Source organism: Pseudoduganella aquatica (assembly GCF_009857595.1).
Lineage (GTDB): Bacteria > Pseudomonadota > Gammaproteobacteria > Burkholderiales > Burkholderiaceae_D > Rugamonas > Rugamonas aquatica_A.
Genome location: NZ_WWCU01000008.1, coordinates 104,280 through 125,468 on the forward strand (window position 1 = coordinate 104,280; position 21,189 = coordinate 125,468).

The window sequence follows — 21,189 nt, forward strand, 5'->3', positions numbered from 1 at the left end:
GGCATGTATCTGCTCAAGCTGATCTCCAAGAACGCCCTGCGCCACAAGCTGCGCACGGCGCTGACGGTGCTCGGCCTGGTGGTGGCCACGCTATCCTTCGGCCTGCTGCAAACCGTGGTGGACGCGTGGTATGCGGGCGCCGAGGGCGCCTCCAACACCACCCTCGTCACGCGCAACGCCACCTCGCTGGTGTTCCCGCTGCCGCTGGCCTACCAGGCCCGCATCCGCGCCGTGGAGGGCGTGACCGGCGTGGGCTACGCGAGCTGGTTCGGCGGCGTGTACAAGGATCCGAAAAACTTCTTCGCGCAGTTCGCCATTTCCGGCCAGAGCTACCTGGACATCTATCCCGACTACCTGCTGCCGGAAGACGAGCGCGCCGCCTTCCTGCGCGACCGCAAAGGCGCCATCGTGGGCCGCAAGCTGGCGAACCAGTACGGCTTCAAGGTGGGCGACACCATTCCCATCAAGGGCACCATCTATCCCGGCCAGTGGGAGTTCGTGGTGCGCGGCATCTATGACGGCAAACAGGACTCGACCAACACCGCCACCATGTTCTTCCACTGGGACTATGTGAACGAGGGCCTGAAGAAGATCTACCCGCGCCGCGCCAACCAGGTGGGCGTGTACGTGGTGCGCATCGCCCGCGCGGAAGACGCCGCCGCCACCTCCGGCGTGATCGACGGCCAGTTCCGCAACTCGCTGGCGGAGACGCTGACCGAGACCGAGAAGGCCTTCCAGCTCGGCTTTGTGTCGATGTCCGAGGCAATTGTGGTGGCGGTGCGCGTGGTGTCCTTCGTGGTCATCGTCATCATCATGGCGGTGATGGCCAACACCATGGCCATGAGCGCGCGCGAGCGGCTGGGCGAATACGCCACGCTAAAGGTACTGGGCTTCGGCCCCGGCTACCTGGCGGCGCTGATCTTCGGCGAATCGCTGCTGCTGTCGCTGTTCGGGGCTGCGCTCGGCATCGCGCTGCTGTTCCCGCTGGCGGCCATTATCGGCTCGGCCATGGGCACCATGTTCCCGGTGTTCCAGGTGGCGCCGCTGACGTTGCTGCTGCAGGCGCTGGCGGCGCTGTTGATCGGCGTGGTGGCCGGCATCGCTCCCACCCTGCGCGCGGTGCGCGTCAACATCGTCGAGGGACTGAGGAGCATAGGCTGATGCGCATTCCCCTCTCCTACATCGCACGCAACCTGTGGGCGCGGCGCCTGACCACGGCGCTCACCGCCAGCGGGCTGGCGCTGGTGGTGTTCGTGTTCGCCACCGTGCTGATGCTGGACGAGGGCCTGCGCACCACCCTGGTCACCACCGGCGAGTACGACAACGTGATCCTGATACGCCGCTCGGCGGAAAGCGAAGTGCAGAGCGGCGTGGACCGCGTGCAGGCCAACATCGCCTCCAGCCACCCGGCCATTGCGCTGGGCGCGGACGGCCAGCGCATGGTGTCCAAGGAGACGGTGGTGCTCATATCGCTGCGCAAACGTGGTTCCGACAAGCCGTCCAACGTGGTGATACGCGGCATAGACCAGCGCGGCCTGGTGCTGCGCCCGCAGGTGAAGCTGAGCGCGGGCCGCATGTTCCGCCCCGGCGCGTCCGAGATCGTGGCCGGGGCCAGCATCGCCAAGCGCTTCGCCGGCGCGGGCATAGGCGAAAAGCTGCGCTTCGGCCAGCGCGAATGGACCGTGGTGGGCCTGTTCGACGCCGGCAACAGCGGCTTTGACTCCGAAATCTGGGGCGATGCGGACCAGCTGATGCAGGCCTTCCGCCGCAACGGCTATTCATCCATGGTGCTGCGGCTGGCGGACAGCACGCTGTTCGAGCGCTTCAAGCAGGACATGGAATCGGACCAGCGCCTGACGCTGGAGGCCAAGCGCGAGCAGACCTTCTATTCGGACCAGTCGCGCGCACTGTCCACCTTCATCAGCATCCTGGGGCTGACGCTGTCCATCATCTTTTCCATCGGCGCCATGATAGGCGCGGCCATCACCATGTACGCGTCCGTGGCCAACCGCACCGGCGAGATCGGCACGCTGCGCGCGCTGGGCTACCAGCGGCGCAACATCCTGGCCGCCTTCCTGGCCGAGTCCATGCTGCTGGCGGTGGCCGGCGGCGCGGTGGGACTCGGGTTTGCATCATTCATGCAGTTCCTGTCTTTTTCGACCACCAATTTCCAGTCCTTCTCCGAACTGGCGTTCGGCTTCCGGCTGAATGCCGCCATTGTGGCCAAGACCTTGCTGTTCTCGCTGGTGATGGGCTTTATCGGCGGCTTCCTGCCGGCCGTGCGCGCCGCGCGCATGAAAATCGTGGACGCATTGCGCGCAGCCTAGGCTGGAGCCAGCCAGCGCCGCGAGACAAATGTCAACAGCCATAGATACTTTGTGTCAAACTGTCTTGTTCGTCAGACAAACGCCGTTTTATGGAACATCCGCCCCTTTTCAGCCCCCTCTTGCGCCGCGCCGGCTGGCTGCTGGCCGCTTGCGCACTGTGCCTGCTGGCGGTGCTGGCTGCGGGCCAGGCCCGCGCGGCCGAGCAGCGCAAGGTGCTGGTGCTGTATTCGCTGGGATCGGAAGCCTCGTCGGCGTGGCAGCGGCTGGTGCACAAGGGCCTGCACGATGAAATGGCCAGCAGGCGCTGGAGCGAGGCTCCCAACGTTTTCGAGGAGCGCTTCGACTTTATCCGCGTGGGCGAGCAGGCTTCGCTGGACAGCATGGAGCCCTATCTGCGCACCAAATACGCTGGCGTGAAGCTGGACGCCATCGTGACCGAAAACTACCTGGCGGCGGGATTCCTGAATAGCCACCCCGGCTTGTTCCCCGGCGTGCCGCGCTACTACGTGAATCACGGCCGCCGCAACTGGCGGCCGGGCGACGGCGAAGCGCTGGAAGTGGCGCCGGACTACGGGCGCATCGTGGGCGCCATTCCGCTGGTGGCGCCGAATGTGAAGCGCGTGGTGGTGGTGGGCGACCCGACGCCGCGCGTGCAGGAATGGATAGCCGGCGTGCGCGCCGCGTCGCGCCCCTATAGCAAGCAGATCACCTTCGACTACTGGGACAAGCAGAGCTTTGCCGACTTGTACCGCCGTGCCGGCATGCTGGGCGACGACACCGCCGTCCTGCTGCTCGCGACCTACAGCGACAGCACCGGCGCCCGCGCCTCGCCGGCGGAGGTGGCGCGCAAGCTGGCGGCGGTGTCGCCGGCGCCGGTGTTTACGCATGTGGAGTCGCTGATCTATCCCGGCATCCTGGGCGGCTATGTGCTGAGCGGCGAGGCGATAGGCCGCGTCATTGCGCGCATCCTGCATGGACAGCCGGCCGATCTGGGCGGCGTGCAGCGCTATATTTTCGACTACCCTGCGGCCGAACGCCATCAGCTGTACAAGCTGCCGCCGGACGCGGTGCTGCTGAACCGGCCGATGGGTGTGTGGGAACTGTACCGCTGGCAGATTATCCTGGTCGGAACGCTGATCCTGATCCAGGCGGCGCTGATCACGGTGCTGGTGCGCGTGCTGCGCTCGCGGCGCGTGGCGCTGGCGGCGCTGAACGACGAACGCAACAACCTGGAGGACCGGGTGCTGCAGCGCACGCTGGAACTGCTGATGGCCAACACCAAGCTGGAACAGCTGGCCACCACCGATCCGCTCACCGGCATTGCCAACCGGCGCCGCATGACGGAGCAGATCGCCAAGGAGCTGGACCGCGCGCGGCGCTACCGGCATCCGCTGGCGCTGCTGATGGTGGACATCGACCACTTCAAGCGCATCAACGACACCTATGGGCATGACGTGGGCGACCAGGCCATCGTGGCGGTGGCGGGCGCGCTATCGGCCGGCCTGCGCAGCATAGACCTGGTGGCTCGCTTCGGCGGGGAGGAGTTTGTGCTGCTGATGCCGGAAGCATCGCTGGAGACGGCGGGCGGCGCGGCGGAGCGGCTGCGCGAGACGGTGTCGCAGTTGCGCATCGAGATTGATGGCGGGCTGGAAGTGTCACTGACCATCAGCGTGGGCGTGGCTGCCTCTTATTTGCAGGAGGCGCCGGATTCGCCCTCGTCCCTGCTGATGCGGGCGGATAAGGCCTTGTATCAGGCGAAGAACGAGGGGCGCGACCGGGTGGTGCTGGGGACCGCGTGACGGCAGGCTGCGGCGGGTTACGCTGCGCTAACCCGCCCTACGCAAGAACGACGGCCTGGTAAGCCCGTAGGGCGGGTTAGGCGCTAGCCGTAACCCGCCATCACTCGGCGTCCGGCTGCTGCGACGGGTGCGCGGCATGGAAGGCCGGCAGTGCGGCGCAATTGGCGGCAATGCGCGCGATATTCGGATACGGCGCCAGGTCCACTTCGAACCGCTCCGCATTGAACACCTGCGGCACCAGGCAGCAATCTGCCAGCGTGGGCGTGTCGCCGTGGCAGAAGCGGCCGGTGGCGCCGTCGCGCGCCAGATGCGCTTCGAAGGTGGCCAGGCCCAGGCGCATCCAGTGCCGTATCCAGTCCAGCTTGGCCGCTTCGTCCAGCTTGAGCGTGTGCACCAGATACCTGAGCACGCGCAGATTGCTGAGCGGGTGCGTGTCGCAGGCGATGGTCATGGCCAGCGCGCGCACGCGGGCGCGGCCCGCTGCGTCGGCCGGCAGCAGGGCCGTCTGCGGATGCGTCTCCTCCAGGTATTCCACGATGGCCAGCGACTGCGTCAGCAGCGCGCCCTCATCCTCCAGCGCGGGCAGCAGCGCGCCCGGATTGATGTCGCGGTAAGCCTCTCCCAGCTGCTCGCCGCCGTTGCGCAGCAGGTGCACCGGCACCGCCTCGTAGGGCAGCCCCTTCAAGTTGAGCGCGATGCGGACGCGGTAGGCGGCCGAGCTGCGGAAGTAGGTATAAAGTTTCATCAGCCCCGCTCCTGGTAGTGCGCCACGGTCTGGTCGATGGCGCCGAACACGCTGGCGCCCTGCCCGTCGAACATCTCGATGCGCACTGTGTCGCCGAACTTGAGGAAGCCAGTGGCCGGCTTGCCGCCTTCGATGGTTTCATACATGCGCACTTCGGCCAGGCAGCAGTAGCCCACGCCGCCGTTGGCGATGCTCGAGCCGTGCAGGCTGCCCTGCTTGTTGGACACGGTGCCGGAACCGATGATGGTGCCGGCCGCCAGCTCGCGCGTCTTGGCGGCGTGCGCCACCAGCTGGGCGAAGCTGAAGGTCATGTCTTCGCCCGCGTTGGGCTTGCCGAAAGGCTGCTGGTTCAGGTGCACGGTGAGCGGCAGGTGCAGCTTGTTGTCCGCCCAGTGCGCGCCCAGTTCGTCCGGCGTGACGGCCACCGGCGAGAAGGCGCTGGCCGGCTTCGAGTTGAAGAAGCCGAAGCCCTTGGCCAGTTCGTTCGGGATCAGGTTGCGCAGGGAGACGTCGTTTACCAGCATCACCAGGCGGATCGCGCCGGCGGCGTCGGCGTCGCTGGCGCCCATCTTCACGTCGCCGGTGATCACGGCCACTTCGGCTTCCAGGTCGATGCCCCAGTCTTCGCTCAGCGCGTAGATGCTGTCGCGCGGGCCGACAAAACTGTCCGAGCCGCCCTGGTACATCAGCGGGTCGGTGTAGAAGGAGGCCGGCACTTCGGCGTTGCGCGCCTTGCGCACCAGTTCCACGTGGTTGATGTAGGCGGAGCCGTCGGCCCACTGGTAGGCGCGCGGCAGCGGCGAATGGCAGGCGCTTTCGTCGAAAGGCTGCGCATCGGCGGCGCGGCCTTCGTTCAGGGCGGCGTACAGCGCGGCCAGCTGCGGCGCGGTGTACTCCCAATTGTCCAGCGCCGCTTGCAGCGTGGGGGCGGCGCCGCCGGCGCTCACGTAGTGCTTCAGGTCTCGGCTGACGACCACCAGGGTTCCGTCACGGCTGCCGTTTTTCAGGGTGGCTAATTTCATTGCTTATTCTCCGGTGGCGGGGGCGTGCATCCAGGCGGCGTGCTTGGGCGCTTTTTTGGTTTTGGACCATTCTTCCAGCATGTCCCATTTGACTTCGTCCAGCTTGCGCATCATTTCCGGCGTGCCGGTGTTGACGGACAGCTCCAGGCGGTGGCCGTTGGGGTCGAAGAAGTAGATCGACTTGAAGATGGTGTGGTTGACCGGGCCGATCACATCGATGCCGGCGGCCGTCAGACGCTCTTTCGCTTCCAGCAGCTCGTCCATGCTGTCCACTTCCATGGCCAGGTGCTGCACCCATGCCGGGGTGTTGTGGTCGCGGTCCATGGCGGGCTGGGTTGGCAGCTCGAAGAAGGCCAGCACATTGCCGTGGCCCGCATCCAGGAACACGTGCATATACGGATCCGGCGCCTTGGTGGACGGCACTTCGTCTTCGGCGATGGCCAGCACGAAGTCCATATTCAGGTGCTTGACGTACCACTCGACGGTTTGCTTGGCGTCCTTGCAGCGGTAGGCGACGTGGTGGATTTGCTTGATTTTCATGGTGGTCTCTCCAAGAGTATGCCGATATTAGAATCCAGAATGAGATATCATACAAACGGTATTTTTCAATCGATTTATCGGATTTCCCTATGAGTCCCACACTGCGCCAGATGCGCGCCCTCGTCGCCATCGCCCGCACCGGCAGCTTTACGCTGGCCGCCGAATTGCTGAACCTGACGCAGTCCTCGCTGAGCGGCCAGATCAAGGAGCTGGAGCAGGTACTGGGCGTGAAGGTGGTGGAGCGCAACACGCGGCGCGCGCAGCTGTCCGAACTGGGACGCGAACTGTATCCGCTGTTCGACAAGATGCTGCAGGACCTGGACGGCGCCATGGCCGACATTGCCAACCGCAAGGCGCTGAAAAAAGGCACGGTGCGCGTGGCGGCGCCGCAAATGATGGCCTGCACCCTGCTGCCGGAGGTGATCGCCGCCTACCGCGCGGCCTACCCGTCGGTGCAGGTGATGCTGGTGGACTGCCCGGTGGAGAACGTGTCCGGCCGCGTGTTCAGCGGCGAGGTGGATTTCGGCATCGGTCCGGAGCGCGATCCGGCGGCAGAAATCGCGGCGCAGCTGCTGTTCGAGATGCCCTTCGTGCTGGTGCTGCCGGTGGCGCATCCGCTGGCGGGCAAGGACAGCGTGACCTGGGGCGATGTCAACGAGCATCCGCTGATCGCGCTGCAGGGCCAGTTCACCGAGCGCCTGCTGCGCGACGTGGCGCTCAATCCCTACAACGAAGTCACTTTCATGACCACCGCGCTGGCGATGGTGAACGCGGGCCTGGGCGTGACGGCCTGCCTGCCCTACGCGGAGCCCATGGTCAAGCTGTACGGCTTGCAGATGCGCTTGCTGCGCGAGCCGGAGCTGACGCGGCGCTTCTTTGTCTACACCAAGAGCGCGCGTTCGCTGTCGCCCGCCGCGCAGAGCTTTGCCGACTTCCTGTTCCAGTTCGTGGCGGCGCACGAGTGGAACATTCCGCAGTCCTGATTTTTTACTAGGCCAGGCAACTGTTGCTTTCGTAGCCCAGCACCAGCTCGTCGAGCAGGCCGCGCACTGCGGGCACCAGGCCCCGGCGCGAGGGGAACACCGCATGCACCAGGCGGAAAGGGAAATTAAGCTGCGGCAGCACGCGCTCGAGCAGGCCGCTGTCCAGGTCGGCTTGCACTTGGGCCTGCGGCAGCTGCGCCACGCCGAGGCCGTCGACGGCGGCCAGCTTCAGCGTGGGCATATCGTCCGTCACCATGCGCGGCGCATGCGTGACGGTGACGCTGGCGCCGGCCACATTGATAAAGTTCCACACGAATTTGTCGCCGGGGTGGGCCATGGCCAGCGTGGGCAGCTGCGCCAGCCCGGCCGCATCCGTGGGGCGCGGGTAGTGCGCGAACAGGCGCGGGCTGGCCACCAGGATGGGCTCGGAGCGCGCCAGCACGCGCACGGCCAGGTCGCTGTCGTCCAGCGGCGGCGTGCGCACGCGCAGCGCGATGTCTATGCCTTCTTCGATGACGTCGACGCGGCGGTTGGTGGCGTCGATGGCGATGCGCACCAGCGGATTGGCGGCCAGATAGGCGGAAATAATGCATCCCACGCCGTTTTGCAGCAGACCCAGCGGCGCGCTCAGGCGCACCAGCCCCTGCGGCGTGGAGCGGGTGCGCTCGATGGCGTCGCGCGCGGCCTGGGCCTCGGCCACCACGGCGGCGCAGTGGCGATAGTAGGTTTGGCCCGCTTCTGTGACGGAAATACGACGCGTGGTGCGGTTTAGCAGGCGCACGCCCAAATCCTTTTCCAGCGCTACAATGTGCCTGCTGAGGCGGGACGCCTGCATGCCCAAAGCGGCCGCCGCCGCGCTGTAGCCGCCATGTTCGACAACTTTAGCGAACAAATACATGTCGTTAAGGTTTTCAGCCGCCATTGTGTCACCCGGATTATTCTAATTTTGCAAAACTAATTTGCATTATCACCTCTTTCGCGATGATTGTTGCAGGTATAAGCTGCCCGCATTCGTTTTTTATTGCGCTCATCATGAATATCTTGCATATCGACTCAGCTTGCCTGGGCGACAACTCCGCTTCCAGGCAGCTGAGCGCCGCCGCCGTGGAAGCGCTACGCGCCGGCAACGAGCAGGCCTGCGTTATCTACCGCGACCTGTCGGCTTCGCCACTGTCGCATGTTAACGGTCCGCTGATGCAAGTAATGCGGTCCGAATGGAACACCGCCCTGCCGATGAACGCGGAGCTGAGCGCCGAGGCACTGCTGTCCGAGTCCCTGCTGTCCGAATTCCTGGCGGCCGACGTGCTGGTGCTGGGCGCGCCGATGTTCAACCTGTCGGTGCCGTCCACGCTGAAAGCCTGGCTGGACCGCGTGCTGCAGCAGGGCCGCACCTATGACGTGGGCGCGGACGGCCGCACCGTGGGCCTGGCGGCGGGCAAGCGCGTGGTGCTGGTGTCGACGCGCGGCGGCCAGCCGCACGAAATGCTGGCCGACCACCAGGAGTCCTACCTCAAGGCGGTGTTCTCCATCATGGGCATTGCGCAGGTGGACGTGGTGCGCGCCGAAGGCATCGCGCTGGGCGCCGAGCTGCGCGCGCAGGCCATCCAGGGCGCACTGCGGCAGGCTGCCGAACTGCGCCCGGCCTGATAGCGCTACAGCGCTGGGCAGTACGGCGCGGTTCGCTATAATTCAGCCATGTCAGCCAACACGATCGCGATCAACCAGCAGATGGACTTCACCGGTCACGCCAGCGTGTGGGTGTTCGGCTACGGTTCGCTGATCTACAAGGCGGACTTCCCCTACCTGCAGCGGCGCCCGGCCCATATCGAAGGCTGGTCGCGCCGTTTCTGGCAGGGTTCGCACGACCATCGCGGCACGCCGGCCGCGCCGGGGCGGGTGGTCACCATCATCCCCGAGGCCGGCGCGGTCTGCCACGGCATGGCCTACCTGATTACACCGGAAGTGTTCGGCCACCTGGACTACCGGGAGAAAAACGGCTACCTGCGGGTGGCCGTGGAGATGGCGTTCGACGACGTGGAAGGCGACGCGGCCGAAGGCGTGGTCTATGTGGCGCGGGAAGACAACGAAGCCTTCCTGGGCGAAGCGAGCGAAGAAGAAATCGCCCGCCACATCGCGCGCTCCGCCGGCCCCAGCGGCCCCAACAGCGACTACCTCACCCACCTGGCCCTGGCCCTGCGCGAGTTGGGCAAGCACGACGCCCACGTCTTCGCCATCGAACAATACCTGGTGGAGCTGATCGCCTCGCGCACCTGAGTGGCGTGCTCACAGCAGCGGCAACAGCCCTGTCGCCTCAGAACAGATCCATCTGCCCCGCCGCGGCGGCGGCTTTGGCTTTGGCGCCGGCCGGGGGCACTACCTGGGGACGCTTGAACTGGCTGGCGTCGAGCTGGCGGAAGCGGCTGCCGCGCTTTTCCATGCCGAAGCGGCGGATCGCTTTTTCGGCGCGCTGGCGTATCAAATCGGCCCACACGCCCTCGCCTTTCATGCGCTTGCCGAAGTCGCTTTCGTAGTCCTTGCCGCCGCGCATGTCGCGCACGCGGTTCATCACGCGCTGGGCGCGGTCGGGGAAATGCGCCTCCAGCCATTGCTGGAACAGCGGGTTCACCTCCCACGGCAGCCTGAGCACGATGTAGTTGGCGTGCATGGCCCCCGCCTTGAACGCCGCCTCCATCACCCGTTCCAGGTCCGGCTCGGTCACGAAGGGGATGACCGGCGCAATGCTCACGCCGACCGGAATGCCCGCGTCGGCCAGCATGCGGATGGTGCGCAGGCGCCGCGCCGGGGCGGCCGCGCGCGGCTCCAGCGTGCGCGCGATGGCCGGGTCCAGCGTGGTGATGGTGATGGCGGCCGAAGCCTGCCCTTTGGCCGCCATGGCGGACAGCAGGTCGATGTCGCGCTCGATCAGCGCGGACTTGGTGATCAGCCCCACCGGATGCCCGCACTCGTGCAGCACCTCCAGCACGCGCCGCGTGATGCGCAGGCCGCGCTCGCAGGGCTGGTAGGCGTCCGTATTGACGCCCAGCGCGATCGGCTCGGGCACATAGGACGGCCGCGCCAGCTCCTGCCGCAGCAGTTCGGGCGCGTTCACCTTGGCGAAGATCTTGCTCTCGAAATCCATGCCCGGCGACAGGCCCAGGTAGCTGTGCGTGGGCCGCGCAAAGCAGTAAATGCAGCCGTGCTCGCAGCCCCGGTAGGGATTGAGCGACACGTCGAAGGGCACGTCCGGCGAACTGTTGCGGGTGAGGATGGATTTGGCGATCTCGTCCGTGACGTGCGTCTTCCACACGCGCGGCTCGCCGTCCTCCTCCTGCTCCCAGCCATCATCGAACTGCTCGCGGCCGTGCATTTCGTAGCGGCCCTGCAGATTGCTGACCGCGCCGCGCCCTTTCTGCGCCCGCAGCGGCGCCGGCGGCAGCATGGCTTGCCCTTCAAGCTGTTCGTCGTCCATGGTGCCCTCGATGGTGGTTGAATACTGTGTTTATATACAGTATTCTATGCCTGATGGCGCGTCGGCGCAATGGTGGATATTGGTGATAATTGGAGAGAATGTGTCGCAAGGCGGCAGCGCATAATTAACGAGGTCACCCGATAAAACCGACAGGGAATTCCCATGCTGAAAAACCTGAAGATCGCCACCCGCCTCGGCTTAGGCTTTGGCAGCGTTGTTGTGCTGCTATTGATTTTGTCCGTCATCAGTGTCCAGCGCCTGGGCACGGTCAACGAAAGCAGCCGCGTCATGTACGAGGAGCACTATGCCAAGGTCGTCCTGATCAACGAGGTATTGAAAGACAGCATGGACAACGCGCGCCAGATGCGCAATATGCTGCTCTCCAGCAGCGACGCCGAGGTCGACAAGTACCGCCGCCTGGTGGACACCAATCGCGGCGAGATGAACGAAGGCCTGGCCAAAGTGCAAAAGCTGCTCAGCACGGAAGCGGGCAAGCAGATGTACAAGACCATCCTCGACAAGCGCGAGCTGGTGGCGGCCAAGTACGAGCCCTTCTACGCGCTGGTGAAGTCGGACCGCAAGGGCGCGATCGACTACCTGAAAACCGAGTTCGCCCCCACCAACGACCAGTTCTGGCAGGCGCTCGAGGCCTTGGCCAAATCGCAAGGCGAGCTGATGGACAAGGCCGCCGACGATGCCACCGCCACCTATGAATCCACCCGCACGCTGGTAATCGCACTGGCAGCCGGGGCCATACTGCTGGCGGTGGGGATCGCGGCCTGGATCACCCTCAGCATCGTGCGGCCGATCCGGCAGGCGGTGCAGGTGGCCGAGCGGCTGGAGGCCGGCGACCTGTCGATCGACATCAAGGACGAGTCCAGGGACGAAACCGGCCAGCTGCTGCGCGCCATGCGCAACCTGGTGGCCAAGCTGAACCAGGTGATCTCCGGCCAGAAACGCGCGGTGGAAGCGGCCAACCGGGGCAATTTCGAGGTCCGCATCGACTTGACCGGCCTGCAGGGCTTCCAGCAGGAGCTGGGCGCGGGCCTGAACCAGCTGATGGAGACCACCGGCGCCAGCATCGCCGACGTGGTGCGCGTGATGGGGGCGCTGTCGGAAGGCGACCTGAGCAAGACCATCACCAAGCCCTACGAGGGCGAATTCGACGAGCTGAAGCGCTTTGCCAACAACACGGTGAACAAGCTGAGCCAGGTGATCGAGGGCCAGCAGCGCGTGGTGGGCGCGGCCAACCAGGGCAACTTCGAAGCGCGCGTGGAGCTGACCGGGCTGCAGGGCTTCCAGAAGGAGCTGGGCGAAGGCCTGAACCGGCTGATGGCCACCACCGGCGCCAGCATTGCGGACGTGGTGCGCGTGATGGGCGCGCTGGCGGATGGCGACCTGAGCAAGACCATAGACAAACAGTACGAGGGGAGTTTCGCCGAACTGAAGGAATACGCCAACAACACCATGGCCAAGCTGCTGCAGGTGGTCACCGAGGTCAACTCGGGCGCTCAGTCGCTGGCCAGCGCGTCCGAGCAGGTCAGCGCGACGGCGCAGGCGCTGTCGCAGGCGTCCAGCGAACAGGCGGCCAGCGTGGAGGAAACCAGCGCGTCCATCGAGCAGATGACCTCCTCCATCGCCCAGAACACCGACAACGCCAAGGCCACCGACGGCATGGCGGCCAAGGCCTCGCAGGAGGCCACCGAGGGCGGCGAGGCGGTCGACGCCACCGTGGCGGCGATGAAGCAGATCGCGCGCAAGATCGGCATCATCGACGACATCGCCTACCAGACCAATCTGCTGGCGCTGAACGCGGCCATCGAGGCGGCGCGGGCCGGCGAGCACGGCAAGGGCTTCGCCGTGGTGGCGGCCGAGGTGCGCAAGCTGGCCGAGCGCAGCCAGGTGGCGGCGCAGGAGATCGGCGAGGTGGCCACCAATAGCGTGGAGCTGGCCGAACGGGCCGGCATCCTGCTGGAGCAGATGGTGCCGAACATCAAGAAAACGTCGGGGCTGGTGCAGGAGATTGCCGCCGCGTCCGAGGAGCAGTCGGCCGGCGTGGCGCAGATCAATTCTGCCGTGAACCAGCTCAGCCAGACCACGCAGCAGAACGCCAGCAGTTCGGAGGAGCTGGCCGCCACCGCCGAGGAGATGAGCGGCCAGGCCGAACAGCTGCAGCAGACCATGGGCTTCTTCAAGGTGAACGCCGCGCCGCAGCGCCGGCAGGCCCCCGCCCCGGCCGCGCGCAGGCCGGCCCCCGTCAAAATGTTGCGCAGCAAGGAAGTCTATCCATCCCTGGCCCAGCAGGGCGAGGACATGGACGAGGCGGAGTTCGTGCGCTTCTGAGCGGCCCCGGCACCCAGCCCGCCCTGCATCCCCGCAGGGCGGGGATTTCGCCGCCAGCCCGCTAGCTGGTATCATGCGCATTGTCCCAGGCGCACGTGCGCCCGGCGCCCCGCGCCGCGCACGCTCTCCGATGTCACCAACACCGCCAGCCCATGGCCGCGCTCCCTGCTGCGGCGGGCTGATTTTTGACCCGAATTGACCACAACATGACCAATACCAACACCAACCTGCCCTCGCTGGGAAGCCGCATCGCGCTCGCCTTCGGCACTTTCTTCCGCACCCTGTCGGACCCGCAGTTCGCCGCCCGCCTGCAGCGCATCAACCAGCGCGTGGCCGGCGCCACGGCCGCAGCACCGGCTGCCGCACCGACCGCAGCACCAACGGCTGCACCGACTGCTGCACCAACGGCAGCCCCTACCGCAGCTCCCACCGCGCCGCCGGCCCCGGTGATCCTACGCGAAGCCACGCCGGACGCCGCGCTGCAGCTGCTTAGCCTGCTGCAGCGCGAAGCGCGCCTGATCGACTTCACCCAGGAAAACCTGAGCGCCTACGCAGACGCCGACATCGGCGCCGCCGCGCGCGTGGTGCACGAAGGCTGCGCCAAGGTGCTGCGCGAACACTTCACCATCGAGCCTGTGCGCGCGGAAGCCGAAGGCTCGCGCGTCACGCTGGAGGAAGGCTTCGACGCCGCCGCCGTGCGCTTGACCGGCAACGTGGTCGGCAAAGCCCCGTTCAAGGGCAGCCTGAGCCATCGCGGCTGGCGCGCCACCAGCGTGCGCCTGCCGAAACTGGCCGAAGCGCATGACGCCAAGGTACTGGCCCCGGCGGAGGTGGAACTGTGAACGGCGATATGAACAACAACGCGAACAGCCCGCGCTACGCCATCGGCATCGACCTGGGCACCACGCACAGCGCGCTGTCCTATGTGGACCTGCAGGCCAGCGAAGGCGAGAAAACCGCGCAGTCCGTGCTGGGCGTGCCGCAGCTGACCGCGCCGGGCACGGTGGAAGAACTGCCGCTGCTGCCGTCCTTCCTCTACCTGCCGCATCCGGACGAAATGGCGCCGGGCCAGCTGGCGCTGCCCTGGCAGGCCGACGGACAGGGCGCATCGCCATCCGCCGTGGCCGGCGAAATGGCGCGCAGCCGTGGCGCCACCACGCCGATCCGCCTGGTCTCGAGCGCCAAGAGCTGGCTGTGCCACCCCGGCGTGGACCGCCGTGCCGCCATCCTGCCGAACGACGCGCCGGAAGAAGTGACGCGCGTGTCGCCGCTGGAGGCGTCCACCCGCTACCTGTCGCACCTGCGCCAGGCCTGGGACGCGGCGCATCCGGACGCGCCATTCACCGAGCAGGCAGTCACCGTCACCATACCGGCCTCCTTCGACCCGGCCGCGCGCGAGCTGACCGCCGACGCGGCCAAGGCCGCCGGCTATCAGGCACTGACGCTGCTGGAAGAGCCGCAGGCGGCGCTGTACAGCTGGATCCAGGGCAGCGAAGGCCGCTGGCGCAAGGAAGTCAAGCCGGGCGACATCATCCTGGTGGTGGACGTGGGCGGCGGCACCAGCGACTTCTCGCTGATCGCCGTGCTGGAACGCGACGGCGTGCTGGAACCGCACCGCGTGGCGGTGGGCGACCATATCCTGCTGGGCGGCGACAATATGGACCTGGCGCTGGCCCACCTGGTGGCGCGCAAGCTGGCCGCCAACGGCACGCAGCTGGACGCGTGGCAGCTGCGCGCCCTCACCTACGGCTGCCGCGCCGCCAAGGAAGCCCTGCTGGCCGACGCCAGCGTGGAGAGCTGGCCCATCGTGGTGCCGAGCCGCGGCTCGAGACTGATCGGCGGTTCCATCCGCACCGAGCTGACCCGCACCGAAGTGACGACCTTCATCCTGGACGGCTTCTTCCCGCAAGTGGAAGCGTCCGCCCGTCCCGCCGTGCGCACCCGCGCCGGCCTGACGCAGCTTGGCCTGCCGTACGCGCAGGACGCGGGCGTCACGCGCCACCTGGCCTCCTTCCTGGCGCGCCAGCTGGGCGCCACCAGCGAGCTGCAAGGCTACGAAGGCAAGCAGAATCCGGACGCGACCTTCCTGCATCCCACCGCCGTGCTGTTCAACGGCGGCGTGTTCAAGTCCGAGCTGCTGGCCAAGCGCGTGATGGACACCATCAACGACTGGCTCTACCTGGAAGGCGCGGAACCTGCGCGCATGCTGGGCGGCGCGGACCTGGACCTGGCCGTGGCGCGCGGCGCGGCCTACTACAGCTACGTGCGCCGTGGCAGCGGCGTGCGCATCCGTGGTGGCACTGCGCGTTCCTACTACGTGGCGGTGGAGTCGTCCATGCCTGCCATCCCGGGCATGGACCCGCCTATCCAGGCGCTGTGCGTGGCGCCGTTCGGCATGGAGGAAGGCAGCGAGATGGAACTGCCAGGCCAGGAATTCGGCCTGGTGGTCGGCGAACCGGTGGACTTCCGCTTCTTCGGCTCGTCCACCCGCCGCCAGGACCAGATCGGCGAGCTGCTGGACTTCTGGGGTCCGGAAGAACTGGTGGAGCTGAACGCGATCCAGATGACGCTGTCGCCGGAAGGGCGCCAGCCGGGCGACGTGGTGCAGGTGCGCCTGCACGCGCAGGCTACCGAATCGGGCACGCTGGAGCTGCTGGCCGTCTCCAACGATAATGGCCAGCGCTGGAAGGTGGAGTTCGACGTCCGCGCAGCCACTGCGGAGTAACGCCAGCGCATGAAGCAATACCTCGTCAGCATCGACCTCGGCACCACAAACACGGTGCTGGCCTATTCCGAGCCCGGCTCGGAGGCAGTGCAGCTGTTCGCCATTGAGCAGCTGGTGGCGCCGGGTGAAGTGGGCACGGCGGCGCTGCTGCCGTCGCTGCGCTACCATCCGGCCGAGGGCGAGCTGGCGGCGGGCGAATTGCAGCTGCCGTGGCGCCTGCCCGACGTGGCGGGCGTGGCCGAAGTGGCGGGCGGGCAGCTGGCGCGCAAGCTGGGCGCGCAAGTGCCGGGCCGCCTCGTGGCCAGCGCCAAGAGCTGGCTGTCGCATCCCGGCGTGGACCGCATGGCAGCCATCCTGCCGTGGGGCGCCGAGGATGATGTGGCCAAGGTGTCCCCAGTGGCCGCCAGTGCCAGCTACCTGGCGCACGTGCGGGCGGCGTGGAACCAGCGTTTTCCCAAACACGCTTTCGAACAGCAGCAGATCGTGCTCACCATCCCCGCGTCCTTCGACGAGGGTGCTCGCGCGCTCACGCTGGAGGCGGCGCGCATGGCGGGCCTGCCCAAGCTGCGGCTGCTGGAAGAGCCGCAGGCCGCCTTCTACGACTGGCTGTACCGGCACCGCGCCACGCTGGAGCAGGAACTGGCGCACACGCGCCTGGTGCTGGTGTGCGACGTGGGCGGCGGCACCACGGACTTCAGTTTGATCAAGGTGGAGCTGCCGGCCGGTGGCGGCGATCCCGTACTGACCCGCATCGGTGTGGGCAACCACCTGATACTGGGCGGAGACAATATGGACCTGGCGCTGGCGCGGCTGGTGGAAGCGCGGCTGGCCGGAGACGGCGAGCAGGCGGCGCAAGCCACCCGGCTGTCGGCGGCGCGCATGGCGCAGCTTACGGAGCGCTGCCGCGCGGCCAAGGAACAACTGCTGGCGGCGGACGCGCCGGAGCGCGTGTCCGTCACGCTGCTGGGCACGGGCTCCAAGCTGATAGGCGGCACGCGCTCGGCCGACCTTGCGCGCGAGGACGTGGAACGCATGGTGGTAGACGGTTTCTTCCCCATGGGCGAGCCGCACGAGGAGGCCCGGCGCACGCGCGGCGGCATCGTCGAATTCGGCCTGCCCTACGCGACCGACGCCGCCATCACGCGCCACCTGGCCAGCTTCCTGCGCCAGCACGCGGCGGCCGCGCGCGAAGCACTGGGCATGGCTGTTGATGATGGCAGCGGCGATGCCAGCCTGCCGGTTCCGGACACGCTGCTGCTGAACGGCGGCGTGTTCCGCGCTGACGCGCTGGCCAGGCGCCTGGAAGCCACCTTGTCCGCCTGGCGCGGCCAGCCGATCCAGGTGCTGCACAACGAGAACCCGGATGTGGCGGTGGCGCGCGGCGGTGTGGCCTACGCCATCGGCAAGCAGGGCCGCGCGCCGACCATCGGCGGCGGCTCACCGCGCTCCTACTTCCTGCTGCTGGACGGTGAAGCGGGCGATAACAAGCAGGACAGCCGCCGCGCCGTCTGCATCCTGCCGCGCGGCGCCGAAACCGGCGTCGAACTGCGCCTGGCGGACCGCAGCTTCGCGCTGCGCCTGGGCCGCCCGGTACGCTTCCACATTGTGTCCCTGACCGCTGACGCAGGCACGCCGCCGCGCGCAGGCGACCTGGCCGATCTAGATGCATCCTCCTTCGTGCGCCTGCCGCCCATTGCCACCGTGCTGCGCGACAGCGGCGACGCGGCCGCCCTCAAGGAGATCCCGGTGCAGCTGGCTGCTTCGCTGAGCGAAGTGGGCACGCTGGAAGTGCATTGCGTGGCGAACGAAGGCGGCAAGCCGCAGCGCTGGCTGCTGGAGTTCCAGCTGCGCGGCCACGGCGCGGCCGGCGGCGCAGAAGGCGCGGAAGAAATCGCGCTGCCGCCCCGCTACAAGGACGCGCTGGAAAAAATCGACCGCATCTTCGGCAGCCGCGCGCAGCAGGTGGACAGCAAGGAAGTGCGCCAGCTGGGCCGCCAGCTGGACCACCTGCTGGGCGCGCGCGAAAGCTGGCCCACGCCGTTGCTGCGCCACCTGTTCGACGCGCTGCTGCAGCGCGCCAAGGGCCGCCGCCGCTCGGCCGAACACGAACGCGCCTGGCTCAACCTGGCCGGCTACTGCCTGCGCCCGGGCTTCGGCCATGCGCTGGACGCGTGGCGCATCGAACAGCTGTGGGCCATGTTTGAGACCGGCCTGCAGTACCACAAGGACAGCCAGGCCTGCTCGGAATGGTGGACCTTGTGGCGCCGCGTGTCGGGCGGCCTGGACGCGACGCAGCAACTGCGCCTGCTGGACGATTTCGCCTTCAACCTGCAAGCGGACGAGCAGGAACGCGGCCGCCGCCCCGTCACGCTGGTGAACGGCAGCGAGGAAGACATGCTGCGCCTGGGTGCGTCGCTGGAGCGCATTCCATCCGCCTACAAGGGCGAGATCGGCGAATGGCTGCTGGGCCAGGTGCAGGAATTGGCCACCGCGTCCGCCGCCAAGGCGGACAAGGCGGAAGCCGCGCTGGGCCGCTTCCTGTGGGCGCTGGGCCGTGTGGGTTCGCGCCAGCCCTTCCACGGCAGCGCGCACGACGTGGCGCCAGTGGCGGCGGTGGAACAGTGGCTGGCGGTGCTGCTCACGCTGGACTGGAAGAAGGTGGAGCCGGCCGGCTTCGCCGCAGCGCATCTGGCGCGCATGACCGGCGACCGCACGCGCGACATCAGCGAGGAATTGCGCGCGCAGATATTGCAGCGCATGGAAGCATCCCGCGCGCCCGCCACGTGGAGCGCCATGGTGCGCGAGGTGGTGCAGCTGGACCAGGCGATGGAGAAGCGCATGCTGGGCGAGGCGCTGCCGCCGGGATTGAAGCTGCTAAGCTGAATAACTTGGCTAAGCCGCACCCGCCGGCGCATAGCCCTGCCGCTGCGTCACAAAGCCATCGAATGCCGTGATCAGCGGCGCATACTTATCCTCATTCCCTTCCAGCTGCGCCAGCGCATACGCCGTGGCCTCCAGCGTGGACAGCTGGTCCGGCGCATGCGCCTTGCGTATCAGGTAGTGCGACGCCGGCGTATCGCGCAGCGGCAAGCGGGGCAAGCGCTGCAAGGCGGGATTCAGATACAGCATCTTGCGGCTCTTGCGCCAGGTGGCGTCCAGCACCACCAGCAGCAGGCCGGAGGGCTCGTCCGCCCAGGCCGCATCGAACGGCGGCGCGGGCGCGATGCCCATCGACGCGTCGCCCGGCGTATCGGGATACAACAGCACCGGCCGCAGCGCAGACGGCCCGGCCAGCAATGCCTCCAACCGCGCCGGATCGAACGCTTCGCCCACTTCCAGGCGGCTGTTCGGCAAGCACATATGCAGCAGCAGCCCGCTGTTCTTGGCGTTCGCCACTTCCATGGGATGCTGCAGTATCAGTACTTGCGCCGCGCTGGATACAGGCATGGCCCAGCGGCAGATGCACGCCGCCTGCGCCCGCAGGCAGGCCGCGCACATGGGGCGTTTATTGGAGGGAGTCTTGGCGGAAGGCTGGTCGGGAGGCATGGCGCGATTGTAGCCGTAGCGGCAGGCCGCGCGCCAGCCCGTGCACCCTAAGTCAGCCTCGCCACTTCGCGCCCGGACACCGCGCGCCGCGCAGTACGGCCGGGCAGCGCCGCACCGCCCCGCTCATGCATTTGCATATCCGTCAGCTTGAACACGCTGACCGACTGTGCCAGCTGCGCCGCCTGGTCCTGCATGGCTGCTGCTGCGGCGGCGGCCTGCTCCACCAGCGCCGCGTTCTGCTGCGTCACCTGGTCCATCTGCGTAATGGCGAAGTTCACTTGCTCGATGCCCGTGCGCTGTTCCTCGCTGGCGTTCGCGATCTCGCTCATGATGCCGGACACCTTGGCAATGCTGGCCACGATGTCGTCCATGGTGCGTCCCGCCTTGTCCACCAGGCCGGTGCCGGCTTCCACCTGGTGCACCGAGGTGTTGATCAGCTCCTTGATCTCCTTGGCGGCCGAGGCCGAGCGCTGCGCCAGGTTGCGCACTTCGGACGCCACCACGGCAAAGCCCCGGCCCTGCTCCCCTGCGCGCGCCGCTTCCACCGCCGCGTTCAGCGCCAGGATATTGGTCTGGAAGGCGATGCCGTCGATCACGCTGATGATATCGACAATGCGGCGCGAGGAATCGTTGATCGATCCCATCGTGGCCACCACTTCCGACACCACCGCGCCGCCGTGGCTGGCGATTTCGGAAGCGTCCACCGCCAGCTGGCAGGCCTGGCGCGCGTTCTCGGCGTTGATCTTCACCGTCGCCGTCAGCTGCTCCATCGACGAGGCGGTTTCCTCCAGCGCACTGGCCTGCTCCTCGGTGCGCGAGGACAAGTCCATATTGCCCGCCGCGATTTCGCTGGAGGCGTTGGACATGGTGTCCGTCCCGCCGCGCACCTGGCCGACGATGTTGACCAGGTTGCTGTTCATATTCTTCAGCGCGTGCATCAGCTGCCCGGTCTCGTCCTTGCTCGCCACGACGATGTCGCTGGTGAGGTCGCCGGCGGAGACCGACTCGGCCACCTTGACGGCCTCGCTGAGCGGGCTGGTGATGGTGTGCGTGATGTACCAGGCGAAGCCCACGCCCAGCGCCACGGCGGCCACACCCAGCAGGATGAGCATATTGCGGCCGCTCGCGTTGCCGCTCTGGATCTGGTCCGCCTTGGCGTCGAGCTGCGCGCGCTGCGTGTCGACCAGCTTTTGCAGCGCCGCCAGGTAGACCACGCGGTTGCGTTCCATGTCCTGCTCGAAGAGGCGCTTGCCCAGTTCCAGGTCGCCGTCGGCCTTGGCCTTGAACACGGCTTTGCGGGCGTCCACGTAGGCTTTGCGGGAGGCGAGGATGGCGGCGTGCTGCTCTTTGCCGACAGGGTCCTGCAGGATGGTGCCGAGGGCGTCCTGCAGCTCGGTGGCGCGGCTGGAGGCCTGCGCCATCTGCTGTTCAAAGCCTTTCTGGTCGGCCGGATCCTGCACCTTCCAGGCGGCCGTGGTGCGGGCGGCGTTCACTTCCACCACCTTCTGCCACTCGGTTGCCATGCGCTCGACGCGCAGATGGTCCTGCAGCAGCGATTCGGTCATGGCGCTGGCTTGCTGCATGCGGGCGATGCCTACCAGCGTTAGCGCCGTCAACAATAACAGCACCACGGTAAAAGCCAGACCCAGCCTGACGCCGATCCTCAAATTCTTCATACCAGTCTCCTCGT

The 21,189-nt window shown here is 67.2% G+C and carries 17 protein-coding genes; 10 read left to right on the forward strand and 7 right to left on the reverse strand.

The features are described from left to right. Positions 1 to 3: 3 nt before the first annotated feature. From GTP77_RS09885 to GTP77_RS09895, 3 genes are all read left to right on the forward strand, one after another. Positions 4 to 1,161, forward strand: a complete 1,158-nt coding sequence (locus GTP77_RS09885) for an ABC transporter permease (RefSeq protein WP_161071998.1) — start codon at positions 4 to 6, stop codon at positions 1,159 to 1,161. Then, entirely contained in the window at positions 1,161 to 2,327 is a 1,167-nt protein-coding gene (locus GTP77_RS09890; protein ID WP_161071999.1) for an ABC transporter permease, read from the forward strand. The genes GTP77_RS09885 and GTP77_RS09890 overlap by 1 nt, the downstream gene beginning before the upstream one ends. Before the next feature lie 89 nt (positions 2,328 to 2,416). Then, the gene (locus GTP77_RS09895; RefSeq protein ID WP_229202144.1) at positions 2,417 to 4,126 is read left to right on the forward strand and encodes a GGDEF domain-containing protein; all 1,710 of its coding nucleotides are present in this window, start codon (positions 2,417 to 2,419) and stop codon (positions 4,124 to 4,126) included. Between the two features lie 100 nt (positions 4,127 to 4,226). Here the strand turns inward: GTP77_RS09895 and maiA are convergent, their stop codons facing one another. Genes maiA through GTP77_RS09910 form a run of 3 tightly spaced genes read right to left on the reverse strand, consistent with a single transcriptional unit; the run spans position 4,227 to position 6,433 of the window. After that, entirely contained in the window at positions 4,227 to 4,871 is a 645-nt protein-coding gene (maiA, locus tag GTP77_RS09900) for a maleylacetoacetate isomerase (RefSeq protein WP_161072000.1), read from the reverse strand. Next, on the reverse strand, positions 4,871 to 5,893 hold the full coding sequence (locus GTP77_RS09905; protein ID WP_161072001.1) for a fumarylacetoacetate hydrolase family protein: 1,023 nt from the start codon (positions 5,891 to 5,893) through the stop codon (positions 4,871 to 4,873). The genes maiA and GTP77_RS09905 overlap by 1 nt, the downstream gene beginning before the upstream one ends. Positions 5,894 to 5,896: 3 nt before the next feature. Further along, on the reverse strand, positions 5,897 to 6,433 hold the full coding sequence (locus GTP77_RS09910; RefSeq protein ID WP_161072002.1) for a VOC family protein: 537 nt from the start codon (positions 6,431 to 6,433) through the stop codon (positions 5,897 to 5,899). Positions 6,434 to 6,522: 89 nt separating this feature from the next. Between GTP77_RS09910 and GTP77_RS09915 the strand changes: the two genes are divergently transcribed. After that, entirely contained in the window at positions 6,523 to 7,416 is an 894-nt protein-coding gene (locus GTP77_RS09915; protein WP_161072003.1) for a LysR family transcriptional regulator, read from the forward strand. 7 nt (positions 7,417 to 7,423) lie between these two features. Here GTP77_RS09915 and GTP77_RS09920 read toward each other — a convergent pair whose 3' ends face one another. After that, a complete protein-coding gene (locus GTP77_RS09920; protein ID WP_161072004.1) occupies positions 7,424 to 8,338 on the reverse strand; it encodes a LysR substrate-binding domain-containing protein in 915 nt (304 codons plus the stop codon). A 110-nt stretch (positions 8,339 to 8,448) separates the two neighbouring features. On the opposite strand from GTP77_RS09920, the gene GTP77_RS09925 reads away from it, so the two are divergent. Then, positions 8,449 to 9,063, forward strand: coding sequence for an FMN-dependent NADH-azoreductase (locus tag GTP77_RS09925; RefSeq protein WP_161072005.1), 615 nt, complete (start codon positions 8,449 to 8,451; stop codon positions 9,061 to 9,063). A gap of 48 nt (positions 9,064 to 9,111) precedes the next feature. Further along, positions 9,112 to 9,690 (forward strand): gamma-glutamylcyclotransferase, encoded by a 579-nt coding sequence (locus GTP77_RS09930; RefSeq protein ID WP_161072006.1) that lies wholly within the window; start codon positions 9,112 to 9,114, stop codon positions 9,688 to 9,690. A 37-nt stretch (positions 9,691 to 9,727) separates the two neighbouring features. Here the strand turns inward: GTP77_RS09930 and GTP77_RS09935 are convergent, their stop codons facing one another. Continuing rightward, complete coding sequence (locus GTP77_RS09935; RefSeq protein WP_228895682.1) at positions 9,728 to 10,885, reverse strand: PA0069 family radical SAM protein; 1,158 nt, start codon at positions 10,883 to 10,885, stop codon at positions 9,728 to 9,730. Positions 10,886 to 11,047: 162 nt separating this feature from the next. Between GTP77_RS09935 and GTP77_RS09940 the strand changes: the two genes are divergently transcribed. The 4 genes from GTP77_RS09940 to GTP77_RS09955 all read left to right on the forward strand — a co-directional run bounded on the left by GTP77_RS09940 (position 11,048) and on the right by GTP77_RS09955 (position 18,836). Then, positions 11,048 to 13,228, forward strand: coding sequence for a methyl-accepting chemotaxis protein (locus tag GTP77_RS09940; protein WP_161072007.1), 2,181 nt, complete (start codon positions 11,048 to 11,050; stop codon positions 13,226 to 13,228). Positions 13,229 to 13,434: 206 nt separating this feature from the next. After that, complete coding sequence (locus GTP77_RS09945) at positions 13,435 to 14,070, forward strand: DUF2760 domain-containing protein (protein WP_161072008.1); 636 nt, start codon at positions 13,435 to 13,437, stop codon at positions 14,068 to 14,070. 8 nt (positions 14,071 to 14,078) lie between these two features. Beyond that, a complete protein-coding gene (locus GTP77_RS09950) occupies positions 14,079 to 15,953 on the forward strand; it encodes an Hsp70 family protein (RefSeq protein ID WP_161072009.1) in 1,875 nt (624 codons plus the stop codon). 9 nt (positions 15,954 to 15,962) lie between these two features. After that, complete coding sequence (locus tag GTP77_RS09955) at positions 15,963 to 18,836, forward strand: Hsp70 family protein (protein ID WP_161072010.1); 2,874 nt, start codon at positions 15,963 to 15,965, stop codon at positions 18,834 to 18,836. Positions 18,837 to 18,845: 9 nt separating this feature from the next. Here GTP77_RS09955 and GTP77_RS09960 read toward each other — a convergent pair whose 3' ends face one another. Together GTP77_RS09960 and GTP77_RS09965 are read right to left on the reverse strand one after the other, a co-directional pair. Then, positions 18,846 to 19,400, reverse strand: a complete 555-nt coding sequence (locus tag GTP77_RS09960) for a tRNA-uridine aminocarboxypropyltransferase (protein WP_229202145.1) — start codon at positions 19,398 to 19,400, stop codon at positions 18,846 to 18,848. A 146-nt stretch (positions 19,401 to 19,546) separates the two neighbouring features. After that, entirely contained in the window at positions 19,547 to 21,175 is a 1,629-nt protein-coding gene (locus tag GTP77_RS09965; RefSeq protein WP_161072012.1) for a methyl-accepting chemotaxis protein, read from the reverse strand. Positions 21,176 to 21,189: the final 14 nt, after the last annotated feature.